Source organism: Streptomyces similanensis (assembly GCF_039543625.1).
Taxonomy (GTDB): domain Bacteria; phylum Actinomycetota; class Actinomycetes; order Streptomycetales; family Streptomycetaceae; genus Streptomyces; species Streptomyces similanensis.
In genome coordinates this window covers 21,164-44,589 of record NZ_BAABKC010000106.1, presented here as the reverse complement: position 1 = coordinate 44,589, position 23,426 = coordinate 21,164, and the positions used below count along the sequence as shown (strand labels likewise).

Genomic DNA, 23,426 nt, shown 5'->3' with positions numbered 1-23,426 from the left:
GGGGCGCCGCAGGGGCGCGCCGCGGGCTGAGGGCGGCCCCCGACCGGGGGCGGCGGCGGGTTCGGCGCGCGGGATGCGGGGCGAGCTGCTGTGCTGGAGTCGGGGGTGTCGTGCCGTAGCCGTCGCGGGAGGTCCGGATGAGTGCCTACACAGTCGCGCAGGTGACCGAGGCCGGCGGGCCGTTCGAGCTGGTCGAGCGCGAGGTCCCCGAGCCCGGACCCGGCCATGTGCGGATCGCCGTGGAGGCGTGCGGGATCTGCCACAGCGACGCGCTCTTCGTGGACGGGGCGCTGCCCGGCGTACGGTTCCCGCTGGTGCCCGGGCACGAGATCGCCGGCCGGATCGACGCGCTCGGCGCGGGTGCGGCGGAGTACGGCTGGCAGGTGGGCGACCGGGTGACGGTGGGCTGGTTCGGCGGCAGCTGCCACCACTGCACGGCGTGCCGGCAGGGCGACTTCATCGTGTGCGAGCACCTGAAGGTGCCCGGCTGGGCCTATGACGGCGGGTTCGCCGAGCGGACCGTCGCCCCGGTCGACGCGCTGGCCCGGATCCCCGACGCTCTCGCGGCGAGCGACGCCGGGCCCATGGCGTGCGCGGGGGTGACCGTGTTCAACGGGCTGCGCCGCAGCGCCGCCCGGCCGGGCGATCTGGTCGCGGTGCTCGGCGTCGGCGGGCTCGGGCACCTGGCCGTGCAGTACGCGGCGGCCATGGGCTTCGAGACGGCGGCGATCGCCCGGGGCGCCGACAAGGCGGAGTTCGCCGCCCGGCTGGGCGCCCGCCACTACGTCGACAGCACGGCGGACACCCCCGTCGCCGAGGCGCTCCAGGCGCTCGGCGGGGCCAAGGTGGTACTGGCCACCGTCGGCCACTCCGCGGCTGTCTCGGAGACGGTGGACGGGCTGACGCACCGCGGCGAGCTCGTGGTCATCGGCGTCTCGCCCGAGCCGCTGGCGATCAGCCCGCTCCAGCTGATCACGGGCGCCAAGGTGGTCCGCGGTCATCCGTCCGGCACCGCCGAGGACGTCCAGGACACGCTGGAGTTCAGCGCCCTGCACGGCATCCGGCCGATGACGGAGGTGGTCGCGCTGGCCGAGGCCGACGCGGCGTACCGCAGGATGCTGTCCGGCGCGGCCCGCTTCCGCATGGTCCTCACGACGACCTGACGCACCGTCACCCGCACACGGCGCCCGCCAGCCATCGGCGGGCGCGCCTTCACGTTTCCCGCACATCTCAGACACGTGGCGGCCATGTTGTGTGTATGCTCCTCGCGCCTCATCCGCATCACCGAGGGGGGAACCTCATGCGCATACGCACCGCACTGGCCGTCGCCGCCACGGCGGGCACGGTCGCCGTCGTCGCCGCGGCGCCGGCCCAGGCCACCGAGTACTCGTCCGCGCTGAAGATCAAGGGCGTCCAGTACGACGCCCCCGGACGCGACTCCAACAGCTGCGCCAAGGGCAACACCAAGGACGAGTTCCTGACGATCAAGAACTACTCGCGTTCGACCGTCAACCTCAAGGGCTACATCGTCAAGGACGCCACCGGCAACCGCTTCACGTTCCGCTCCAACCACTACCTGGAGCACGGCGACTACGTGAACCTGCGCGGCGGCAAGGGCACCGACTCCGACGCCAAGAACGTCGTCTACCGCCAGAACTGCAACTTCCTCTGGAACAACGACAAGGACACCATCTACCTCTACAAGCCCTCCGGCGCCCGCGCCGACGTGCACTCCTACACCAAGTCCCGCGACGACCGCGACGGCAACGGCTACATCACGTACCACGGCTGAGCCCGCGTCCGACCCTCCCGCCGCCGGCCGGCGCGCGCCTTCGGCGGCCCCGCGGGGCCGCCGAAGGCGCGGAGGCCGCGCCGCTCAGTCCTCGTCCACCGGGCGGGCCCGGCCGACCTCGGGCAGTTCCTTCCGCTGGGCGCGCAGGTGCAGGACGTCGCCGATGAACAGGTCGTAGACCAGCACCCCGATCAGACCGCCCACGAGCGGGCCCACGATCGGAATCCACCAGTAATCGCTGAACGAGCCCGCCGCACTGCCCGGCAGCGCCAACTTCCCCCATCCCGCGACGTAGGTGAACAGCCGCGGGCCGAAGTCGCGGGCCGGGTTGATGGCGTACCCGGCGTTCGCGCCGTAGGACATGCCGATGGCGGCCACGGCGAACCCGATCACCACCGGGCCGAGGTTGGCCTTCACGGCGGTGTTGCGCAGGTCGACGATCGCCACGATCAGCATCACCAGCAGGGCGGTGCCCACGATCTGGTCGATCAGCGGCCCCCAGACGCCGCCGTGGAAGTACGGCGCCGGGAAGGTGGCGAAGATCGAGAACGAGGCCACGGTGTGCCCGTTCGTCTTCGGCCCCTTCATCGCCTGGTCGAAGGTGTTGATGGCGTCGTGGTAGACGGCGTACACCAGCGCCGCCCCGGCGAACGCGCCCACCACCTGGGACGCCCAGTAGGGAACCACCTTGGCCCACGGGAACCCGCGCCGCGCCGCGAACGCCAGCGTCACCGCCGGGTTGAGGTGCGCGCCGCTGACGCCGCCGGCCACGTAGACGCCGAAGGTCACCGCGAAGGCCCAGCCCCAGCAGACCAGCAGCCAGTCGCCCGCGCCCAGGAAGAAGGTCGTGGGGCCCTCGGTGCGGCCCGAGCCGGGCAGCGCCGCGACCGCCATGGCCACCACGCCCGCGCCGAAGGCGATGAGGACGAACGTCCCCAGGAACTCCGCCAGGCATTCGCCCCACAGACCTCCCCGACGCCTGAGCCGGGAGGGTTTGATCAGAGGCGGGATTTCTACGGCCATATCGGCCCCCTCGACGAACGGTCCGGCGTACGAGCCGGCACGGTCCGGCTCCAAGGCCACCCGCGCCACAGCCCGGTCGCGGCCCCGCGCACTGCTCAGTGTGCGCGCCCGGCCCGGCCCCGGCCACTCGGCCCCCGTCGGACGTCTGTCGGACCCGTCCCCCGCGTGACGCCCGCACCGGCCCGCCTCCGCGCCCCGGCGCTCACCGCCCGTCCGCCCGCCCGCGCCGCGCCCACCTGCGTGTGAACTCCATACGGACGTGCCCGAGTGGCAGCCGCGGCGGGACAGCACAAAACTGATCCATGGTTTCGTGATCAGGCGAAAACGCTCGGTCTCGGGGACCGGCCACCGCTGGCCGAAGGTTTTCGACCTTTCCTCAGGGAGCTCGCATGGTGGAGAAATCTGCCGACATACTGATGCCCGGGCCGGACGGACCCGTGCTGGCCCGGGACACACCCGCCGCCCCGGCGACGGCGGACACCGAACGGGAACTCGCCGGAATTCTCGCGGCCGTCGTGCACGCGGAACACGTTCCGCCCGAAAGCCACTTCTTCACCGACCTCGGCGCCAACTCCCTGGTGATGGCGCAGTTCTGCGCGCGGGTGCGCAAACACCCCGATCTGCCGTCGGTGTCGATGAAGGACGTCTACCGGCACCCGACCGTCCGCGAACTGGCCGCGGCCCTCGCGGGTACGGCCGCCGCTCCCCCGCCGCCGGGCGCCGACGCCCCGGCGACCGCGGTCCCGGCGACCGCGCCGGCCGTCCCCGCGCCGCCGGGCGCGACGCGCCACGCGCTGTGCGGAACCGCGCAGGCGCTGGTCTTCCTCGGCTATTCCCTCGTCCTCGGCATGTCCAGCGCCTGGGCCTACGAATGGGTCGCCAAGGGCTCCGGCCTCCTCGACGTCTATGTGCGCTCGCTCCTGTGCGGCGGCATCGGATTCATCGCGCTGTGCGCCCTTCCGGTGGCCGCGAAATGGGTGCTCATCGGGCGCTGGAAACCCGCCCGGTTCGCGATCTGGGGTCCGGCCTATCTGCGCTTCTGGATCGTCAAGACACTGCTGCACGCCAATCCCATGATCCTGTTCGTGGGGAATCCGCTGTACGTCCTGTATCTGCGGGCCCTGGGCGCGCGGATCGGCCGGAACGTCACGATCCTCACCCGCACCGTGCCGGTCTGCACCGACCTGCTGGTCATCGGCGACGGCGCGGTGATCCGCAAGGACGCCTTCCTCCTCGGCTACCGGGCGCACGCCGGGTACATCCAGACCGGCCGGATCACCCTCGGCCGGGAGGTGTTCGTCGGGGAGAAGACGGTGCTCGACATCGACACCGCGCTGGGCGACGGCGCCCAGCTCGGCCACGCCTCCGCCCTGTACCGCGGCCAGGAGATCCCGGCCGGGCAACGCCGGCACGGCTCGCCGGCCGAGCCCACCGAGGTCGACCACGTCCGGGTCCCGCCGGCCCGGTGCGGCGCCCTGCGCAGGGCCGCCTTCGGCGTCACCAGCCTGCTCCAGCTCTTCCTGGTCTACCTGCCGCTGACGGTCGGCGGCCTCTACATGGTGTTCGCCGAGGTGCCCGCGCTCAGCAAGCGGCTGGACGCGGAGACCAGGACCGCCACGGCCGCCGAGTTCGCCACCGACACCCTGGTCGTGGCCACCGTCCTCTTCTGCGGCGCCCTCGTCCTCGGCCTCGCCGTCCTGTACACCGTGCCGCGGCTGCTGCGCCTGGTGGTCAGACCCGACCGGGTCTACCCGCTCTACGGCTTCCACTACGCCGCGCACCGCGCCGTGGCCGCGCTGACGAACGTCCACTTCTTCCCCTGGCTGTTCGGCGACAGCTCCTACATCGTCCCCTACCTGCGCGGCCTCGGCTACGACCTGAACCGGGTCGAGCAGACCGGCTCGAACTTCGGCACCGAGGTGCAGCACGAGACGCCGTTCCTGGTCTCGGTCGGCAGCGGCACGATGATCGCCGACGGACTGTCCGTCATGAACGCCGAGTTCTCCAGCACCTCGTTCCGGGTGAGCCGGGCGACGATCGGCGCCCACAACTTCCTCGGCAACAACATCGCCTACCCGGCCGGCGCCCGGACCGGCGACGACTGCCTGCTGGCGACGAAGGTCATGGTCCCGCTCGACGGCGAGATCCGCGAGGGCGTCGGACTGCTCGGCTCACCGTGCTTCGAGATCCCCCGCTCCGTGGAGCGCGACACCCGCTTCGACCATCTGCGCACCGGCGACGAGCTGCGCCGCAACCTCGCCGCGAAGAACCGCTACAACCTGCGCTCGATGGCGCTGCACCTGCTCCTGCGCTGGCTGCACACGGTTCTCCTCACGGCGCTCGCGCTCACCTCCGTCGACCTGTACGGCACGCTGGGGCACGTGGTGATAGCCGGCTACCTGGCCATCACCCTCGTCCTCACCACCCTCTTCCACGTCCTGGTGGAACGGGCCCTGGCCTCCTTCCGTCCGCTGCGCCCCCGGCTGTGCTCCATCTACGACCCGTACTTCTGGTGGCACGAGCGGCTGTGGAAGGTGCCCGACCGGTATCTCGCGGTGTTCAACGGGACGCCGTTCAAGGCCCTGGTGTGGCGGCTGATGGGGGTGCGGATCGGCCGCCGGGTCTTCGACGACGGCTGCTACATCACCGAGCGGACGCTGACCGTCGTCGGGGACGACTGCACGCTGAACGCCGGCAGCAAGATCCAGTGCCACTCGCAGGAGGACGGCACCTTCAAGTCCGACCACAGCACGCTCGGCGCGGGTGTGACCCTCGGCGTCGGCTCACACGTGCACTACGGCGTGACGATGGGCGACGGCGCCGTGCTGGCGCCCGACTCCTTCCTGATGAAGGGCGAGGAAGTCCCCGCGAACGCGGCCTGGGAGGGCAACCCCGCCGCACCGACTGCGAACTGAGGAAGGGGCATTCGATGGGAGCGCTCGTGGCAGCGGACCGGGACTTCTGGACGGAGGTGCTCAGCGCCGGCGGGTTCACCGCCGTACCGCGGTGGACGCGGCGGCCCGAGCCGGGTGTGGCCGAGCACCGGGAGCCGGTGCCGGCGGAGGTGGCCGGGGCGGCGCGCGCCCTCGCGGCCGAGCTGGGGGTTCCGGTGAGCGCGGTGCTGCTGGCCGCGCACGCCAAGACGCTGGCCGCGCTCGGCGGCGAGCAGGACGTGGTGACCGGGCACGCCACCGGCGAGGGCGCCCCGCTGCCCTGCCGGCTGACCCTCGCACCGGCGACCTGGCGCGGGCTGGTGCGCAGCGCCCGGCGGGTCGAGGCGGACCTGCTGACGCACCGGGACTTCCCCGTCGGCGAGCTGCGCCGGGAACTGGGGCTGACGGGACCGGCGTACGAGGTGGTGTTCGACCCGGACGTTCCCGAGGCCCCCGCGGGCGCTCAGGACGACGGCGGCGCGCTGCCCGAGGGCGCCGTGCTGAGCGTGGGGTGGAGCGACCCGGACGGGCGGACGGCGCTGCGGCTGCGCTACCGCACGGACGTGCTGGACGCCGCGGCGGCGGCCCGGATCGGCGGCTACCACCTGACCGCGCTGCGGCTGATGACGGCCGACGCGGACGCCGAGCACACCCGGCAGAGCCTGCTGTCGACGGCCGAGGTCCGCGCTCAGCTGACCGAACTCGCCGGTCCAGAGCGGGAGTTGCCGCAGGCGCGGGCGCACGAGCTGTTCGAGCGGCAGGTGCGCGCGCACCCGGACGCGGTGGCCGCGGTGCACGGCGACGTCTCCTGGACGTACCGGGAGCTGAACGCGCGGGCGAACCGGCTGGCGCGGGCGCTGCTGGCCCGCGGGGTGGGCCGCGAGGACGTGGTGGCGGTGGTCACCGAGCGCGATCTCGACTGGCCGGCCGCCGTGCTCGCGGTGTTCAAGGCCGGCGGCGTCTACCTGCCGATCGAGCCGCACTTCCCGGCCGGCCGGATCGGGGCGACGCTGTCCCGCTCCGGGTGCCGGCTGGTGCTGACCGAGCCAGGCTCCGCCGACACGCTGGACGAGGCGCTCGCCGCACTGCCGGCCCCGGTCGAGAAGCTGCTCGTGCCGGACGCGTACGCGGAGGGGCACGACGACGTCGACCTCGGGGTGGAGGTGACGCCGGAGCAACTGGCGTACATCTACTTCACCTCCGGCTCCACGGGGGAGCCCAAGGGGGCGATGTGCGAGCACGCGGGCCTGCTCAACCACCTCTTCGCCAAGATCGACGACCTGGGCGTCGGCCCGGGCACGGTGGTGGCGCAGACGGCGCCGCAGTGCTTCGACATCTCGCTGTGGCAGCTGCTGGCCGCGCTGCTGGTGGGCGGGCGCACGCTGCTGGTGGAGCAGGACGCGATCACGGACGTGGAGCGCTTCGTCGACACGCTGGAGCGCGGCCGGGTCGGCGTGGCGCAGCTGGTGCCCTCCTATCTGGAGGTGGTGGTGTCCTACCTGGAGCAGCGCCCGCGCGAACTGCCCGACCTGACCTGTGTGTCGGTGACCGGCGAGGCGCTCAAGCGGGAGCTGGTGCAGCGCTGGTTCGCCCTCAAGGCGGGCGTCGCCCTGGTGAACGCCTACGGGCTGACCGAGACGTCGGACGACACCAACCACGAGGTCATGGAGGCGGTCCCGGACCGGGTGCTGCTGGGGCGCCCGGTGAACAACGTCCGGGTCCTGGTCGTGGACGAGCGGCTGTCGCTGGTGCCGCTGGGCGCGCCGGGACTGATCGCCTTCTCCGGGGTGTGCGTGGGGCGCGGCTACGTCAACGATCCCGAGCGCACCCGCGAGGCCTACCGGCAGGACCCGTACCGGCCGGGTGAGCGCCTGTACCTGGGCGGCGACTGGGGGCGCTGGCATCCGGACGGCAAGCTGGAGTTCCTCGGCCGCCGGGACAGCCAGGTCAAGATCCGCGGGTTCAGGATCGAGATCGGCGAGATCGAGAACACGCTGCTGCGGGTGGGCGGGGTGCGGGACGGCGCGGTCGTGGTGGCGGAACTCGCGGGCGGTGGCGCGCACCTGATCGCCTACTACAGCGGCCGCCGGCTGACGGACGAGGAGCTGCGGCGGGCGCTGGGCGCGGCGCTGCCCGCCTACATGGTGCCGACGGCGTTCCACTGGCAGGAGAGCCTGCCGCTGACAGCCAACGGCAAGATCGACCGCAAGGCGCTGACCGCGTCGGCCGAGCGGGCGGCACGGGCGGCCGGGGAGACGGCCGGGGAGGGCGGGCCGGCCGGCGGCGAGGGGCGGCGGGACGCGCCGCGCACCGCGACCGAACGCGAACTGGCCGAGGTCTGGGCCAAGCTGCTGGGGGTGTCCGCGCACCGGATCGGGCGCCGGGACCACTTCTTCGACCGGGGCGGGACCTCGCTGACGGCGGTGAAGCTCACCATCGCCCTGGACCGCGCGGTGTCCCTGAAGGACGTCACCCGCCATCCCGTGCTCGCCGACCTGGCCGCGCTGCTGGACGGCGCGGGCAAGCGGCGCACGGAGCTGCTGCAACCGCTGTCGGACGCGGCGGGCGGGCAGGAGTGCGCGCTGGTGTGCTTCCCGTACGCGGGCGGCAACGCGGTCAACTTCCGGCCGATGGCGAGCGCGCTGGCCGGCAGCGGCCTCGCGGTGTACGCCGTCGATCTGCCCGGCCACGACCTGGCCGCCGCCCGGGAGCCGTTCGCGCCGCTGGAGCGGGTGGTGGAGGACGTGGTCGCCGAACTGGCCGGGCGCGGTCTCGGCCGGGTGATGCTGTGGGGCCACTCCTCGGGCGCCGCGCTCGCGGTGGCGACGGCCCGGCGGCTGCGCGAGCGCGGCGTGGAGGTGGTCCGGGTGTTCGTCGGGGCCCAGCTGCTCGGCACCGCGACGGAACGGCGTGCGGCGGCGGAGGAGTTGACGCTGCTGAGCGACGCGGAGATCGCCGCGCGGCTCGGCGCGGACAGCGGGTACACCGAGCTGGGCGAGCTGAACGCGGCGCACGCCGAGCACATCGGGGCCGCCTACCGGCACGACTGCCTGGCCGCGCACCGCTACTTCGCCGACGCGCTGGAGCGTCCGCCGGCCGAGCCGCTGGCCGCGCCCATCACCGTGGTCGTCGCCGCAGACGACCCGCACACGGCGGATGCCCGCGCCGCCCACCGCCGGTGGCGGCTGCTGGCCGACCGGGTGGAGCTGCGCGAACTGGCCGACGGCGGCCACTACTTCCCGCGCACCCGGCCGGCCGAGGCGGCGCGCGCCGTACTGGGCGCCGCCGAACTGCTGGCGTCCTCCTAGGGCCTTGCGGCCACCTTGCGAACGAAAGGAGACCCACATGTCGTTCTCGTCCCCGGCGTCGCTGCTGGAGGTGGAGCTGCGACCGGACCGGCCGCCGGTCCTGCACGTGGAGCAGCCGCTCGACGTGACCGGCTGGGCCGCGCAGTACCGCGAGGCGGTGCGGGCGCAGGTCGCCGAGCACGGCGCGCTGCTGGTGCGCGGCCTGGGGCTGCGGGAGCCGGACCAGGTTCGGGCCGTCTTCACCGCGCTGGCCGGCGAACTCCTGGCGGAGCGCGAGGCGTTCGCCCCGCGCACGTCGTACGGCGCGGGGCTGTACTCCTCCACCGCCTGGCCGGACAACCAGCCGATGTGCATGCACCACGAGCTGAGCTACGTCCAGCGGGTGCCGGGCCTGATGCTGTTCGCCTGCCTCACCGCGCCCGCGCAGGGCGGGGCGACCGCGGTGGCCGACGCGGAGGAGGTGCTGCGGGCGCTGCCCGCCGAGCTGACCGAGCGCTTCGAGCGGGAGGGCTGGCTGCTCACCCGCAGCTACAACGACGAGATCGGGGCCTCGCTGTCCGAGTCGTTCGGCAGTGAGGACCGTGAGACGGTGGAGAACTACTGCCGCGCCCACGCCATCGACTTCGAGTGGCAGCCGGACGGGTCGCTGCGCACCCGGCAGCGCCGCAGCGCGATCGTGCGGCACCCGGCCACCGGCCGCCGCTGCTGGTTCAACCAGGTCGCCTTCCTCAACGAATGGACGCTGGCGCCGGAGGTGCGCGAGTACCTGGTGGACGAGTACGGACCGGACGGCCTGCCGTTCAACACCCGCTACGGCGACGGCGGTCCGATCGACGAGGACGTCGTGCGCACCCTCAACGCCACGTACGAGGACCACACCCGGCGCACCCCCTGGCAGGACGGAGACCTCATGCTCGTCGACAACATCCGCACCGCGCACAGCCGCGAGGCCTTCACCGGGCAGCGGCAGGTGCTGGTCGCCATGGCCGAGCCCTGGCACCCGGCCGACGGCCGCCCGAGCCCGAAGGGGAGCCGGCGATGACCTCCGTGACAAGTCCCGACGCCGGCGCCGCGCACACCGCCCGGCCGCCCCGGACGCCGTCCTTCGCGGTGATCCCGGGCGCACAGGTGCACCAGGCGCTCCAGGGCCGCGAGAAGGAGATCGTGGACCTGGTCGAGGCGACCTACCGGCTGCACGGCGAAGGCCGGACGGTGAACCCGCCGTCGTACTTCCTGCGCTTCCCGGACCGGCCCGCCTCCCGGATCATCGCGCTGCCCGCGTCGGTGGGCGGTCCGGTCGGCGTGGACGGCCTGAAGTGGATCTCCAGCTTCCCCGACAACGTCGCGGCCGGTCTGCCGCGGGCCTCGGCGGTGCTGATCCTCAACGACCACGAGACCGGCTACCCGTTCGCCTGTCTGGAGAGCTCCATCATCAGCGCCTCCCGGACGGCGGCGTCCGCGGCGCTGGCCGCCGACCGGCTCAGCCGCGGCCGGGCCCGGCCCACCCGGGTCGGCTTCTTCGGCACCGGTCTGATCGCCCGCTACATCCACACGTATCTCGCCGCCACCGGCTGGGAGTTCGACCGGGTCGGGGTGTACGACGTGTCCGCCGACAGCGCGGCCGGCTTCAGCGGCTACCTGCGGCAGGCCGGCACCGCCGGGCGGGGTGCGGACATCACCGTCCACGACCGTCCCGAGGAGCTGATCCGCTCCAGCGACCTGGTGGTCTTCGCGACCGTCGCGGGCGAGCCGCACGTCACCGATCCGGGCTGGTTCGACCACCATCCCCTCGTCCTGCACGTGTCGCTGCGCGACCTCGCCCCCGAGGTGCTGCTCGCCTCGGCCAACTTCGTTGACGACGTCGACCACTGCCTGAAGGCGGACACCTCGCCGCACCTGGCCGAACAGCTCACCGGCGGACGGGACTTCCTGGACGGCACCCTCGACGACGTCCTGTCGGACCGGGTGCGGCCGCCGGCCGACCGAACCGTGATCTTCTCCCCCTTCGGCCTCGGGGTCCTCGACCTCGCCGTCGGCGGCTACGTCCACGACGAGGTGGCCCGGGCCGGGGAACTGCGCGTCATCGACGACTTCTTCCACGAACTTCGGCGGTACGGCTGATCCTCCGTCCGGCTGATCATCCGCTTACTCGGCCCGAGCGTCAGGAGGCCACCGTGCCCGTCATCACCGCCCCCCACGCCTTCAACGAAGGCCAGCTCTACGTCGATCTGCGGCCGACATTCGGGCGCTCGCTCTTCCTGAAGTGCGAGGGCTTCAACTTCGCGGGCTCGATCAAGCTGAAGGCCGCGATCGAGATGGTGGAAGCCGCGGAACGGGACGGGCTGCTGACGGAGGACTCGGTCCTGGTCGAGTCCTCCTCCGGCAACCTCGGCGTGGCGCTCAGCATGATCGCGGCCAGCAAGGGCTACCGGTTCCTGTGCGTCACGGACTCCCGCTGCAACCTCTCCACCCGTCTGCTCATGGAAGCGCTGGGCAGCGAGGTCCAGGTCATCGCCGACCTGGACGCCAACGGCGGCTTCCTCGGCGCCCGCATCGACTACGTGCGCGCGCTGTGCGCCTCCGACGACCGGTACGTGTGGCTCAGCCAGTACACCAACCCCGGCAACTGGGGAGCGCACTACCGCAAGACCGCCCCGGAGATAGCCCAGCAGTTCCCGCGCCTGGACGTGCTGTTCGTGGGCGCGGGCACCACCGGCACCCTGATGGGGTGCGCCCGCTACTTCCGCGAGTGGCACCGTCCGGTGCGGATCGTGGCGGTGGACACCGTCGGCTCGGTCGCCTTCGGCGGCGAACCGGGCCGCCGGATGATCCCCGGGCTGGGCATGAGCATGCGCCCGCCGCTGCTCGACGAGTCCTACGTCGACGAGGTCATCCGGGTGGAGGAGGCGGACACGATCCGCGCCTGCCACCGGCTGGCCCGGCGCGGCTTCCTGTTCGGCGGCTCCACCGGGACGGTGGTCAGCGGCGCCATGAAGTGGCTGGCCGAGCACGACGAGCGCGACCTGACCGCGGTGGCCATCGCGCCGGACCTCGGCGAGCGCTACCTCGACACCATCTACCAGTCGACCTGGCTGGAGGACCTGTACGGCGACGAGGTGCTCAAGTCCCTCCAGGCGTCCAAGGGCCCCCGGGGCGCGGAGCGGCTCGCCGGTGCGCCCGACCGCGGGCAGGAGCCGTAGGGCGGCGGGGACGTCCGACCGTGAAGACGCGCCGGCGGGGCCACGAGATCTTCGTGGCCCCGCCGGCGCGTCGTGGCGCGCGGACGCCGGGCGGCCCGGCGGGCGGTTCCCCGCGTCTCACTCCGGCAGGGTCAGCCGGCGGGTCTCCCCCGGCTCGACGCGGTACGCGCGGCCGGCCAGGCGGACCTCGACCGGGCTCTGGTGGGAACGCGGCAGGGTGATCTCCAGCCGGCCGTGCGTCAGCCGCAGCCGTACCCCCCAGTGGCCCCGGTAGCGGATGGCGAAGCCGTAGGAGGACAGCTCCGGCAGGGGCGCCGGGTCGAGCCGGAGCGCGCCGTCACGCGCCTCCAGGCCGGTCAGTCCGCGCTGGACCAGGTCCAGGGTGCCGCCCATGGCGCCGAGGTGAACGCCCTCGCCGGTGGTGCCGCCCTGCACGTCGGCGATGTCGCCGCGCAGCGCCTCCTGGACGAAGGCCCACGCCTCGGCGCGGCGGGCCCGGGCCAGCACCCAGCCGTGCACCAGGCCGCTGAGCGTGGACCCGTGGCTGGTGCGGGCCAGGTAGTAGTCGACGGTGCGGCTCCAGCTCTCCTCGTCCAGGCGGTGGCCCAGCCGGCGGAAGAGGGAGTGCAGTTCGGCGGGCGGGAAGAGGTAGCCGAGCATCAGCACATCGGCCTGCTTGGACGCCTGGTAGCGGTTGACGGTGTCGTCCTCCGCCTCCAGGATCCGGTCCAGACGGCGGATGTCGCCGTAGCGTTCGCGGTAGCCCGCCCAGTCGAGTTCGGCGAGGTCGCCGTAGCCCTCGAACTGGCTGACGACGCCGTCGTGCGAGGGGATGTGCAGGGTGCGCGAGACCTCCTCCCAGCGCTGGAGCTCGGGGCCGTCCAGGCCGGTGCGTTCGAGGAGTTCGCGGTGGCGGGGCTCGGGCAGCAGGCGCAGCGCCTCCAGCGCGCGGGCGAGCACCCAGGCGGCGGTGACGTTGGTGTAGGCGTTGTCGTCCAGGCCGGGCCGCTCGGCGTCCGGGTAGGCGTCGTGGTACTCGTCGGGGCCCATCACCCCCAGGATCCGGTGGCGGCCCAGACGCTCGTCCCAGGTGGCCGAGTCCGCCCAGAACCAGGCGATCCGCACCAGCATCTCGGCGCCCTTGGTGTGCAGGAACTCGGTGTCGCCGCTCGCCTCGCAGTACTGCCACACGTTGTAGGCGACGGCCGAGCCGACGTGCCGCTGGAGGTGCGAGTGGTCGGGCAGCCAGCGTCCGGAGCGGGGGTTGAGGTGCAGCCGCTGGGTCTCCTCCCGGCCGTCGCTGCCGCTCTGCCAGGGGTACATCGCGCCGCGCCGGCCGATCGCGCGCGCCGCCGCGCACGCCCGCTCCAGACGCCGGTGACGGTAGTCGAGCAGGGCGCGCGCCACCTCGGGCAGGCGCAGGTTCAGGTACGGCAGGACGAACAGCTCGTCCCAGAACACGTGCCCGCGGTACGCCTCGCCGTGCAGGCCCCGCGCGGGTACGCCCACGTCCAGGTCCGCGGTGTGCGGGGAGAGGGTCTGGAGCACGTGGAAGAGGTGCAGGCGCAGGATGCGGCCCGGTTCCCCGGGCACGTCGATGCCGGCCCTGCGCCACAACTGGGCCCAGGCGGTGCGGTGGTCGGCCAGCAGGGCCTCGAAGGCGGGCGCGGCGGCGACCCGGACGGTGGCGGCGCACAGCGGGTCGCTGATCGCGCGGTCGTGGGAGGTGTGCAGCGCGGCGGTCTTGTCGAGGGTGCGGGTGCGGCCGGGCGTCAGGCGCAGCCGTGTCTCCTGGAGGGCGCGCGGCGGCTCGTGCCGGGCGGTGACCTCGCCGTCGCCGGTGAGACGGGCGGCCAGGCCGATCTCGATGCCGGAGGTGCGGGTCCGGCAGCCCAGCCACACGGTGCCGGGCGCGGCGGTGCCGGTGTGCACCCCGGTGAGGTGGCGGCCGTCCAGGTCCCGGTAGCGGGCGACGCCGGAGTTGGTCACCCCGCCGTCGAGCGCGGCCTCGACCACCAGCTCCACCCCGCCGCCCTCGACGGTGAACTCGGTGCGCAGGGCGGCGAGATGGGGGTCGACCATGTGCACGATCCGCAGCTGACGCACGGTCAGGAAGCGTTGTGCGCCGAGTCCGTAGCGGGTGCGGCGCTCCAGCACCCCCGCGTCCAGGTGCAGGACCTGGAGGTGGTCGAGGACCGGGGCGGTGTCCGGGGTGATCCAGTCGCCTCCGGCGGGCCGGAAGCGCAGGGGCAGCCAGTTGGGCAGGTTGACCATGTCTTCGTTCTCGACGTGCTCGACGTGCTCGACGTGCTCGACGTGCTCGGCGTCGTCGGTGTGCTCGGCCTCACGGCCGGCGACCCGGGAGACCAGCCGGTTGTAGCACCCGGCGAGATACGTGCCGGGGTAGTGCACGTCGTCGGCGGCGCACTCCGGCAGTGCGCCGCGGGTGGCGAAGCGGCCGTTGCCGAGGGTGCACAGCGACTCCCTCAGCCGTTCGGCCGCCGGGTCGTAGCCCTCGTACGCCCAGGTCGTGTCCGTCACGGGGTCACACCCGTCGGGGCCCGGCGGCCACCGGGGCAGCTCCATCGCGCGCACCGCCTTCCGTCCGTCGGGTCCCGCCCGGGTGTGTGGAGTGGGGGTGTGCCGAGCAGGGGGTGTCGAGTGGGGGTGTCAGGCGGTGGGGACGGGGACCACCTCGCGCTGCGGTCCGCCGAGCACGACCTTGAGGGCGCCCGTCTCGGCGGCGTGGCCGAAGACGTCGTACGCCTCCTGCATGCGCTCCAGCGGGAAGGTGTGGGTGATCAGCTGCGAGGTGGGCAGCCGGCCCGCGGCGGCCATCTTCAGCAGCGTGGGGGTGGAATGGGTGTCGACCAGCCCGGTGGTGATGGTCACGTCCTTGATCCACAGGTCTTCCAGGTGCAGGGTCGCGGGTCGGCCGTGCACGCCCACGTTGGCGACGCGGCCGCCCGGGCGGACCATGCGGGTGCACGTCTCGAACGTCTCCGGGAGGCCCACCGCCTCCACGACCACGTCCGCGCCGAGTCCCGCGGTGAGGTCGGCGACCAGCTGCTCGGGGGCCTCGCGGGCGTCGGCGACCGCCTCGGCGCCGAGTCTGCGGGCGGCCTCCAGCCGGGCCGGGTCCACGTCCACGGCGATGACCCGTTCGGGCGCGAACAGGTGGGCGGCGGCGATCACGGCCAGACCGATGGGCCCGGCGCCGACCACGGCCACGGTGTCCCCGGGCCGTACCCGCCCGTTGAGCACTCCCACCTCGTAGGCGGTGGGGAAGATGTCGGCCAGCAGCACCGCGTCCTCGCTCGGCACCGCGGCGGGCAGCGCGTACACGGACAGGTCGGCGAAGGGGACGCGGACGTACTCCGCCTGGGTGCCGTCGACGAGGTGGCCGAGGATCCAGCCCCCGCCGCCCAGACACTGGCCGTACACGGCCTCGCGGCAGTAGCGGCAGCGGCCGCAGGCGGAGACGCAGGAGACCAGCACCCGGTCCCCGGGGCGTACGGTGCGCACGTCGGCGCCGACCTCGACGACCTCGCCGACGGCCTCGTGCCCCAGGACGGTGCCGGGGCGCACCTCGGGCACGTCGCCCTTGAGGATGTGCAGATCGGTGCCGCAGATCGTGACGGTGTCCACCCGCACGACGGCGTCGGTCGGGTCCTTGATGTCCGGGTCGGGCACGTCCTCCCAGGCGGACTGCCCGGGGCCGTGGAAGACATAGGCTTTCATGCCGGTCCTCACCCCTTGCTTCTCGGGCGGCTGTCCGGGGCCGGGCGGCACACGGCCGGCGGGGCGGCCTGAGGGTGACGTGTCGCCGGGATGCCCCTCGCTTCCATCTTGTCCGCTGACCGGAGGTTCCGCGCGGGCCGGACGGCCCGCCGTACGGACGCACGGCCTGCCGCACCGGACGCACCGCCTTCCGCACCGGACGGCCGCAGGGCCACTGGGGCCGGTCCCGAGGGGGCCGAACGGCCCTACCGCCCGAGGTGCCCGCCGGGATTTGCTTGCCGCATGTCCAAGAGCCAGACCCGGCCCCTGCTCGGCCACATCGAGCGCACGATCGGTGGAGCGACCGTCGTGACGCTGAGCGGCGACGTCGGCTTCGCCACCCGCCTGTGCCTCGGCGGACGGCTGGACGCGCTGAGCGCGGTTTCCCGCCCCGACCTGGTCCTCGACCTGCGCGCCGTGCCGTTCATCGACTGCGCCGGGCTGGGCCTGCTGTGCCGGCTGCGCAACCGGGTCACCGCCCGTGGCGGCCGGCTGCGCCTGGTGAGCGACAGCGCGTCGTTCCGGCGGATCCTGCGCCGTACGGGCCTGACGGGTGTCTTCCAGGTGCTGCCGGAGTTCACCGGGACGCCGGTCGCCGAGCGGGTGCGCGAGGAGCGTCCGGCGGTCCCGGCCGCACAGGGCTGACGAGGGCCGGCGGGGTCGCGCGCACGGCGGGCCGGTGCCGCCCCTCCCCGGCCGGTACTACCTCTCAGGTGCGACCCGGCGGCCGGGTTTCCCTCCCCGGAGGGACGAAGCGGCGGGGCGCCGGATGGTGGCATGAGGTGTCGGTCTCCGCGGGCGTCCGGAGGCCGGTGACGACGGCCGCGACCGCGGTCCGTCCCTCGCCACCCGCCGAAGGATGCGACACCTCCATGGGCTCCACCCTCGTCATCACCAACGACTTCCCGCCCCGTCAGGGAGGCATCGAGACCTTCGTGCACGCCCTGGCCACCCGGATGCCGGACGACGACGTGGTCGTCTACACCTCGCACGAACCGGGCGGCGCCGCGTTCGACGCGACCCTGCCGTTCCCGGTGGTCCGGGACGCGGCCCGCACGCTGCTGCCGACCCGGCGCGCGACGGCCCGGGCCGTCGGGATCGCCCGGGCGCACGGCTGCGACCGGGTCTGGTTCGGGGCCGCCGCGCCACTCGCCCTGATGGCGCCGGCGCTGCGCGCGGCCGGGGTGCGGCGCATCGTGGCGACCACGCACGGCCACGAGATCTGGTGGGCCCGGATACCCGGCGCGCGGCGGACGATGCGGCGGATCGGCGACGGAGTCGACGTCGTGACCTACCTCGGCGCGTACACACGTGCCCGGATCGAGCCGGCCCTCGGCCCGCGCGCGCGGATGAGCCGGCTGGTGCCGGCGGTGGACGCGCGGGTGTACCGGCCGGACGCCGCCGCCCGCGCGGAGGTGCGGGCCGAGCTGGGGCTGCGCGGCCGGCGGGTGATCCTGTGCGTGGCGCGCATGGTCGCCCGCAAGGGCCAGGACGTGCTGATCCGGGCGATGCCGCTGATCCGGCGCGCGGCGCACGACGCGGTGCTGCTGCTGGTCGGCCACGGGCCCGACGAGGCCCGGCTGCGCAGGCTGGCCGGCCGCCACGCCCCGGACGCGGTCGTCTTCGCGGGCGGCAAGGCGCACACCGAGACACCCCGCTACTACGCCGCCGCCGACGTGTTCGCCATGCCCTGCCGCACCCGCAGGGGCGGCCTGGAGGCGGAGGGACTCGGGATCGTGTTCCTGGAGGCGGCGGCGAGCGGACTGCCCGTGGTCGTCGGGGACTCGGGCGGCGCTCCCAACACGGTGGTCGACGGGAAGACCGGCATGGTCGTGGACGGCGCCGACGCCGCGGCCGTGGCCGGGGCGCTGAGCGGCCTGCTCCTCGACACCGAGCGCGCCGCCGCCCTGGGCGCGGCGGGCCGCGACCGGGTCCGGGACTCCTGGTCCTGGGACGCCTCGGCCCGCCGTCTCACCCACTTGCTGACGCCGGAACGGACGCCGGCCGAGGCCGCGGACGACGCGGACGCCTAGCACTCCGGCCGCAGGACCGGGTAGTACTCCAGCCGCAGGACCGGGCCGGCGCCCGGCGCACGAGGGCTGAGCCGGGACCGGCTTGCCGCGCCGCCGTGCCCCCGTGCCCGTCGGCCGGGGTGCGTCAGCCCTCGATCCAGCCGCGCTTCGTGGCGAACTCCAGCAGTCCGGCCCGCACTTGCAGAATCTGAGTGCCCGTCAGCGTCGGCGCGGCGGCGAGCAGGACCTCCGTCACCTCGGCGACGTACTCGTCGTGCCGCAGCACGTCGCACAGCCCGTCGTCCGCGGCGCTCCGTCCGCCCGCGGCGACCGGCGCGGCCGCCGGGGGCGTCACCGGGCTGCCGTCGGCCTTCGTGGCGAGCCGCACCGACGACGCCTTGGGACCGCGGTCGCCCTCCTCGATCTCGAATTCCACCGCGACCCCGGAGCGGACGTAGGACTCCGGCATCAGCATGTCGTTCACGTGCAGGAAGACGTCCTCCCCGCCGTGATCGGGCGCGATGAAGCCGTAGCCCCGCGCGCTGTCGAACCGGACCACCCGACCAGTGACCACACCTACCCCCAACACCATCATCGGGCGACCTGCCCGAACCATCTGGGGCAAGGGTAGTACGGCGGCGCGGCGGGCGAGCGGGCGGTGCCCGGCCTTCCGCGCGGGCCGGCCGCGCATCCGGCCCGGACACCTCGCTGCGCACGCGACGGGCGGGCACGCCGCGTGCACGGGGTTCTCCTCGGAGGTGCGGGGCCGTGCCGTCCCGGTCCGCCGGGCGGGTCGGGGCCGTTTGGCCCCGGCAACCGCCCACCCGCGCGCTCACCGAGGCCGGTCGGCGCCGGGCGCCCGCTCGCCGAGGGCCGCGTTCCAGGTGAGGCGGGCGGTGCCCGCCGCGTGGGCGACGACGAAGCCCGCGGGGCACGTGGCGAGCGCCGAGACGGCCGCGGGCAGGTGGTACGTCGCGGGCAGCCGCGTACCGTCGGCCGGGTCCCAGGCCAGGACACGGCAGTCGGCGCCGCCGCCGAGGACCACGGCCCGGCCGTCCGGCAGCCGGGCCGCGGCGAGCGCGGTCACCGGGCCGCGCGGGCCGTCCAGTCGCCGGGCGGCGGCCGGGTCGCCGAGGTCCCACAGCCGGGTCTCGCCCGTGGCCTCGCCGGACACGGCGACCGCGCGGCCGTCGGGCAGGGCGGCGGCGGCCACGGCGTCGATCCGGCCGGCCGCCCGGGTCAGGACCGCGAGCCGCGTTCCGGTGCGCGCGTCCCACAGCAGCAGGGCGCCGGCGTCGTCACCGCTGACGACGGCCCCCGGAGTGCCGGGGACGGCGGCGAGGGCGAGGATGCGCGCGCCGTCGTGCCCGTCGAAGACCGCCACGCGCCGGGCCGTCGCCGGGTCCCAGACCGTCGCCGTGCCCTCGTCGCCGCCCGCGACGACCAGCGTCGGCCCGGCGTCGCCCGGATGTCCGGCCGCCAGGGCCCGTACGCGGCCCGTCCCGGTGTCCCACCCGCGCAGGAGCGACCCGTCGGCCAGGTCCCACACCCGCAGCAGGCCGTCCCGGCTGCCGGTGACCGCCACCCGGTCGCTCCCCGGCAGTTCGGCGGCGACGACGGCGCGCACCAGCAACGGCCGTTCCGGATCCCGCAGCCGGCGTACGACCCGGCCCCCGGCGAGATCCCGCACCTCCGCCGTCCGCTCACCGCCCGCGGCAACCAGCAAGGCGCCCGCGCCGTGCGGCGCCCCGCGGTCGCGCACGGCTCCCCCGGCACCCGCGGCACGCGCCGCCCCGCCGCAGTCCGGCACGCCCCCGGCGGGCGGCGCGACGGCGAGAGCGGTGGGCGGTTCGCCGGGGCCGGTCTCCGGCGCGTTCGGGCCGGGGCCCGTGACGTCCCAGACCACGGCCCGTCCGTCGGCGCCGCCGCTGACCGCCGCCACCCGCTCGCCGAGCCGGCCGACGGCCACGTCGTGCACCCCGTCGGCGTGGGCGGCGACATCGTGGGTGCGCCGTCCGGAACCGAGGTCCCACACCGCGACCCGGCCGTCGGCGCAGCCGGTGACCGCCACGCCGGCCCCCGCGCCCTCGCCGAGGGCCACCCGGGTGATCACGCCGTGCTGCCCGTCGAGGTCGTGCAGCAGGCCGCCGGTGTCCAGGTCCCACACCGCCACGCGGCCCGACCGGTCCCCGCTGACCGCCAGGCAGCGGCCGCCGACCGGGCCGGCGGCCACCGCGGTCACCCAGTCGGCGTGCCGGCGCAGGGTGTGCACCGGCGTCCCGTCGGCCAGGTTCCACACGAGGACGGCGCCGTCCCGGTCGCCGGTCACCGCGAGGACGGCGCCGTCGCCGCGGCGGGCGGTGGCGGCGGCGCGGACGAACTCCGGGTGCGGGCCGAGGGAGCGCAGCCGGCGGCCGGTGCGCAGGTCCCACACCATGGCCGTGTACTCGTCCCCGGCGGCGAGCAGGACCGCCTCGCCGCCGGGGAGTTCGGCCGCCGCCAGGGCGCGGACGACCACGACGGGGCTGTCCTCCTCGTGCGCGAGCCGGCCCGCCTCCAGGTCCCAGACCAGGAACTCCTTGCCCTGTCCGGCGGTGACGGCCCGCGCGCCGTCCGGCAGGGCGAGCGCGGTGAGCAGGCCGACCGGCCGGGCCTCGGGGTCCGTCAGGGAGCGGACCGGGTCCCCGGTGCGCAGATCGTGCACGAGGACCCCGCCCGCGTCGCCGCCGGAGACCAGGACGGGCCGGCCGTCGGACAGCCGGGTCGCGGCGAACGCGCGGGCCGGTCCGCCGGCCAGGCCGGGCAGCGGGCGGCCGCCCAGCGCGTCGAAGCGGCGCAGCCGGCCGTCGCCCGCGGCGGTGACGACGAGGTCCGCGCCCGCACCGCCGGTGGAGGTGCGGGCCAGCGCCACCCGCAGGACGTGCCCGCCGTGCGGTCCCAGGGTGTGCAGCCGGGCCGGGGAGGCCGCCCGGCTGACCGCCCAGCTCGGCCGGGCGAGCACCCCGGGCGGGGCGCCGAGCGCTTCGGCCAGGGCGGGTCGGCGCCATCCGGCGGCGTCCAGGTCCAGCAGGTCGCGCCGTACGGCCGGGTCGTGGCGGCGCGGATCGTGGGCGGTGCTGTGCCGGTAGACGTCGGCGTGCGCCCGGGCCCGGGGGTCGCGCGCGCGGTGCAGGTGCGGGGTGAGCCGGTCGGGGTCGGCGTGCGGCAGGTAGCCGGGGTCGGCGAGGAGTTCGTCCAGGTCCGTCCGGCCGGCCCGGGCCGCGTGGTCGGCCAGGTGGCGCAGCAGATAGGGGTCCGCTCGCGCCCAGGCGCGGGTCGCGGCGCCGGCCGGGACGCGTTCCACGAGGGCGCGCAGGACGTCGTGGGCGTCCGCGCGGGGCGCGAGGTGTTCGGCCAGGGCGCGGTGGAAGAAGCGGTGCAGGCGGCGGTCGCCGTCGGCGGTGACGCGCAGGTAGAACCGGCCGTGCCACAGCGCCCGCCGGGTGTCCTCGGGCCGGGGCGGCAGCGGGCCGCGGGCCCGTTCGGGGGCCAGGGCGAGGGCCACCGCGTGGATCAGCTCCAGCGGCATGCCGGGGCCGGCCGCGTGAGCGACGGCGGTCAGCACCGGGCCGGTCCAGGGGTCCTCGGCCAGCAGGGTCCGCAGGTTCAGCTCCAGCGTGCCGGGCAGGCCGTCCGGCAGGTCGCCGAGGACCCGCTCGGCGGTCGGCGGCGCACCGGCGGCGGCCAGGGCGCGTACGTGGGAGCCGTAGAGGAAGGCGGTCAGGAACGCGCCGTGCTCCGGGGAGTGCGCCAGGCGGCCGCCGAGCGTCCGCGCGACCTCGGCGGGATAGCCGGGGCCCAGCATGCGGTCCAGGTAGGCGGCCAGGTCGCCGGCGAGGACGTCCGGGTCCTCCTCGTCGAGGTCGACGCGCTCGGCGGGCCGCCCGGCCAGGGCGGTGTGCAGGGCGGGCAGGGTGTCCGGCCACAGGCGGGTGCCGATCAGCACCCGGCAGCCGGGGGCCCGGTCCCCGGGGGTACGGCCGGCCAGCGGGAGCAGCACCTCCCGCAGCAGTTCCTCGGGGTCGGCGGCCTCGTCCAGGGCGTCCACGGCGACGGTCACCGCGCCGCGCGTGCCGAGGGCGTCCAGCAGGCATTCGGCGACGGCCTCGCTCGGCCCCTGCCCGGGGCCGGCGACGGCGGCCGGCTCGCCGTGGAGCTGCCGGTGCAGGGAGGCCACCACCTGCTGGGTGGTCAGGCCGCCGGCGTGCACGGCGACGAAGTCGGGGTCGGCGCGGGGGCGGAAGCCGTCCACGGCCATCTCCGTGCGCAGCGGGGCGAACTTCGGATGGACCGCGCACACCGCGGCGCCGAGCAGCGCGGACTTCCCGGCGCCCGGGCTGCCGGTGACCACCAGCAGCCGGCCCTGGTCGCCGTCGGGGTCGTCGAGCCAGCGCTGCATGCGCGCCAGCTGGCGGGCGCGGCCGCGGAAGAAGGAGGTTCCGGCGTGGCCGGTGCCGGTCGCGCGGGTGACGAAGTGGAAGGCGTCCAGCCGGGGGTCGAGTTCGAGGGAGGCGGCGAAGTCCTGGAGCCCGGCGTCGTAGGCGGCCCACAGCCGCTCGGCCCAGGACGCCCCGTGCCAGGGGTTGGGCAGGATCGGCGCCGGGAGCAGCGCGGCCTCGTCGTGCGGGGTGCGTACGACGTCCTGTTTCGGTTCGCCCCGCTCGCGGTCGGCCCGGGCCAGCGCGGTGTCGATCTCCCGGGCGAGCAGTTCCACCGGGACGTGCTCGTGCTCCGGGGGCACGACCAGTCTGCGCCGGGCGATGCCGTCCAGGACGGTGGCGGCGGCCGTGCTGAACCGGGCGCCGTAGGTGATCGCGTGGGTGTCGCAGGCCGCCACCACCCAGGTCCTGCGGTCCGTCACTCCGTGCAGGCGGGCGGTGAGCTGGGGGCGCAGCGCGGCGCCGGCGTGGCACACGTCCAGCAGGAAGAGCACCGGTCCGCCGTCGCCCTGGCGGACGTCCTTCAGCAGCGACTCCACCTCGACGGCGGTGTCGCGGATGCGGTTCCGGACCGGGCTGGTGCCGGCGACGGCGAGGTAGAGGTCGTCGTCGACGAGGAGGCCGTGGCCGCAGAAGTGGACGATCAGGGGGTCCTGGCCGGCCCGTTCGCGCGCGGTGCGCCACGCCGTGTCCCACTCCAGCCGGGTCGGGTCGGTGAGCACGGGCGCGACCCGGGCCCCGGCCGCCGCCAGCGCCCGGGCCATCTCGGCGACGGCGTCGGCGACCCGGGGCAGGCGGCGCAGCGCCACCGCGCCGGCGGCCCGCTCCTCCTCGGTCAGGGAGCGCTCCGGGAAGTTCCCGGCGCCCGCCACGAGCGCGTGCAAGGTCACCTGCCGGCTC

14 protein-coding genes are annotated in these 23,426 nt (G+C 74.9%); 9 read left to right on the top strand and 5 right to left on the bottom strand.

From position 1 onward, the window contains the following. Positions 1-137: 137 nt before the first annotated feature. Both ABEB07_RS30510 and ABEB07_RS30505 read left to right on the top strand, forming a co-directional pair. Positions 138-1,163, top strand: coding sequence for an alcohol dehydrogenase (locus ABEB07_RS30510; protein ID WP_345671294.1), 1,026 nt, complete (start codon positions 138-140; stop codon positions 1,161-1,163). Positions 1,164-1,300: 137 nt separating this feature from the next. Beyond that, the gene (locus ABEB07_RS30505) at positions 1,301-1,792 is read left to right on the top strand and encodes a lamin tail domain-containing protein (RefSeq protein ID WP_345671293.1); all 492 of its coding nucleotides are present in this window, start codon (positions 1,301-1,303) and stop codon (positions 1,790-1,792) included. An 84-nt stretch (positions 1,793-1,876) separates the two neighbouring features. On the opposite strand, the gene ABEB07_RS30500 is transcribed toward ABEB07_RS30505, so the two are convergent. Further along, positions 1,877-2,815, bottom strand: coding sequence for an MIP/aquaporin family protein (locus ABEB07_RS30500; RefSeq protein ID WP_345671292.1), 939 nt, complete (start codon positions 2,813-2,815; stop codon positions 1,877-1,879). 389 nt (positions 2,816-3,204) lie between these two features. On the opposite strand from ABEB07_RS30500, the gene ABEB07_RS30495 reads away from it, so the two are divergent. The 5 genes from ABEB07_RS30495 to sbnA are packed head-to-tail and all read left to right on the top strand — an operon-like array spanning position 3,205 to position 12,256. After that, the gene (locus ABEB07_RS30495; protein WP_176147974.1) at positions 3,205-5,730 is read left to right on the top strand and encodes a Pls/PosA family non-ribosomal peptide synthetase; all 2,526 of its coding nucleotides are present in this window, start codon (positions 3,205-3,207) and stop codon (positions 5,728-5,730) included. Positions 5,731-5,744: 14 nt separating this feature from the next. Continuing rightward, the gene (locus ABEB07_RS30490; protein WP_345671291.1) at positions 5,745-9,056 is read left to right on the top strand and encodes a non-ribosomal peptide synthetase; all 3,312 of its coding nucleotides are present in this window, start codon (positions 5,745-5,747) and stop codon (positions 9,054-9,056) included. A gap of 37 nt (positions 9,057-9,093) precedes the next feature. Then, positions 9,094-10,098 carry a TauD/TfdA family dioxygenase gene (locus tag ABEB07_RS30485; RefSeq protein ID WP_345671290.1) on the top strand — a complete coding sequence of 335 codons (1,005 nt, stop codon included), beginning with the start codon at positions 9,094-9,096 and terminating at the stop codon, positions 10,096-10,098. Continuing rightward, positions 10,095-11,177 carry a 2,3-diaminopropionate biosynthesis protein SbnB gene (gene sbnB / locus ABEB07_RS30480; protein ID WP_345671289.1) on the top strand — a complete coding sequence of 361 codons (1,083 nt, stop codon included), beginning with the start codon at positions 10,095-10,097 and terminating at the stop codon, positions 11,175-11,177. The genes ABEB07_RS30485 and sbnB overlap by 4 nt, the downstream gene beginning before the upstream one ends. A gap of 53 nt (positions 11,178-11,230) precedes the next feature. Continuing rightward, positions 11,231-12,256 carry a 2,3-diaminopropionate biosynthesis protein SbnA gene (gene sbnA, locus ABEB07_RS30475; RefSeq protein ID WP_164585388.1) on the top strand — a complete coding sequence of 342 codons (1,026 nt, stop codon included), beginning with the start codon at positions 11,231-11,233 and terminating at the stop codon, positions 12,254-12,256. Positions 12,257-12,373: 117 nt separating this feature from the next. Here sbnA and ABEB07_RS30470 read toward each other — a convergent pair whose 3' ends face one another. After that, positions 12,374-14,842 (bottom strand): glycoside hydrolase family 65 protein, encoded by a 2,469-nt coding sequence (locus tag ABEB07_RS30470; RefSeq protein WP_345671288.1) that lies wholly within the window; start codon positions 14,840-14,842, stop codon positions 12,374-12,376. 84 nt (positions 14,843-14,926) lie between these two features. Then, entirely contained in the window at positions 14,927-15,997 is a 1,071-nt protein-coding gene (locus tag ABEB07_RS30465) for a zinc-dependent alcohol dehydrogenase family protein (protein ID WP_176147979.1), read from the bottom strand. 282 nt (positions 15,998-16,279) lie between these two features. On the opposite strand from ABEB07_RS30465, the gene ABEB07_RS30460 reads away from it, so the two are divergent. Together ABEB07_RS30460 and ABEB07_RS30455 are read left to right on the top strand one after the other, a co-directional pair. Next, on the top strand, positions 16,280-16,681 hold the full coding sequence (locus tag ABEB07_RS30460; protein WP_345671286.1) for an STAS domain-containing protein: 402 nt from the start codon (positions 16,280-16,282) through the stop codon (positions 16,679-16,681). A 227-nt stretch (positions 16,682-16,908) separates the two neighbouring features. After that, positions 16,909-18,069: a glycosyltransferase family 4 protein gene (locus tag ABEB07_RS30455; RefSeq protein WP_345671285.1), complete on the top strand. Its 1,161-nt coding sequence runs from the start codon at positions 16,909-16,911 to the stop codon at positions 18,067-18,069. A 124-nt stretch (positions 18,070-18,193) separates the two neighbouring features. Here the strand turns inward: ABEB07_RS30455 and ABEB07_RS30450 are convergent, their stop codons facing one another. Together ABEB07_RS30450 and ABEB07_RS30445 are read right to left on the bottom strand one after the other, a co-directional pair. Next, positions 18,194-18,622 (bottom strand): cold-shock protein, encoded by a 429-nt coding sequence (locus ABEB07_RS30450; protein ID WP_345671283.1) that lies wholly within the window; start codon positions 18,620-18,622, stop codon positions 18,194-18,196. Positions 18,623-18,880: 258 nt separating this feature from the next. Further along, positions 18,881-23,416, bottom strand: a complete 4,536-nt coding sequence (locus ABEB07_RS30445; RefSeq protein ID WP_345671282.1) for a hypothetical protein — start codon at positions 23,414-23,416, stop codon at positions 18,881-18,883. Positions 23,417-23,426: the final 10 nt, after the last annotated feature.

Bases quoted from the DNA above. Each gene is read 5' to 3' on its own strand.
- ABEB07_RS30465 (WP_176147979.1), bottom strand. From the start codon at position 15,997: ATGAAAGCCTATGTCTTCCACGGCCCCGGGCAGTCCGCCTGGGAGGAC.
- ABEB07_RS30495 (WP_176147974.1), top strand. From the start codon at position 3,205: ATGGTGGAGAAATCTGCCGACATACTGATGCCCGGGCCGGACGGACCC.
- ABEB07_RS30470 (WP_345671288.1), bottom strand. From the start codon at position 14,842: ATGGAGCTGCCCCGGTGGCCGCCGGGCCCCGACGGGTGTGACCCCGTG.
- sbnB (WP_345671289.1), top strand. From the start codon at position 10,095: ATGACCTCCGTGACAAGTCCCGACGCCGGCGCCGCGCACACCGCCCGG.
- ABEB07_RS30460 (WP_345671286.1), top strand. From the start codon at position 16,280: ATGTCCAAGAGCCAGACCCGGCCCCTGCTCGGCCACATCGAGCGCACG.
- ABEB07_RS30490 (WP_345671291.1), top strand. From the start codon at position 5,745: ATGGGAGCGCTCGTGGCAGCGGACCGGGACTTCTGGACGGAGGTGCTC.
- ABEB07_RS30505 (WP_345671293.1), top strand. From the start codon at position 1,301: ATGCGCATACGCACCGCACTGGCCGTCGCCGCCACGGCGGGCACGGTC.
- ABEB07_RS30485 (WP_345671290.1), top strand. From the start codon at position 9,094: ATGTCGTTCTCGTCCCCGGCGTCGCTGCTGGAGGTGGAGCTGCGACCG.
- ABEB07_RS30500 (WP_345671292.1), bottom strand. From the start codon at position 2,815: ATGGCCGTAGAAATCCCGCCTCTGATCAAACCCTCCCGGCTCAGGCGT.
- ABEB07_RS30455 (WP_345671285.1), top strand. From the start codon at position 16,909: ATGGGCTCCACCCTCGTCATCACCAACGACTTCCCGCCCCGTCAGGGA.
- ABEB07_RS30510 (WP_345671294.1), top strand. From the start codon at position 138: ATGAGTGCCTACACAGTCGCGCAGGTGACCGAGGCCGGCGGGCCGTTC.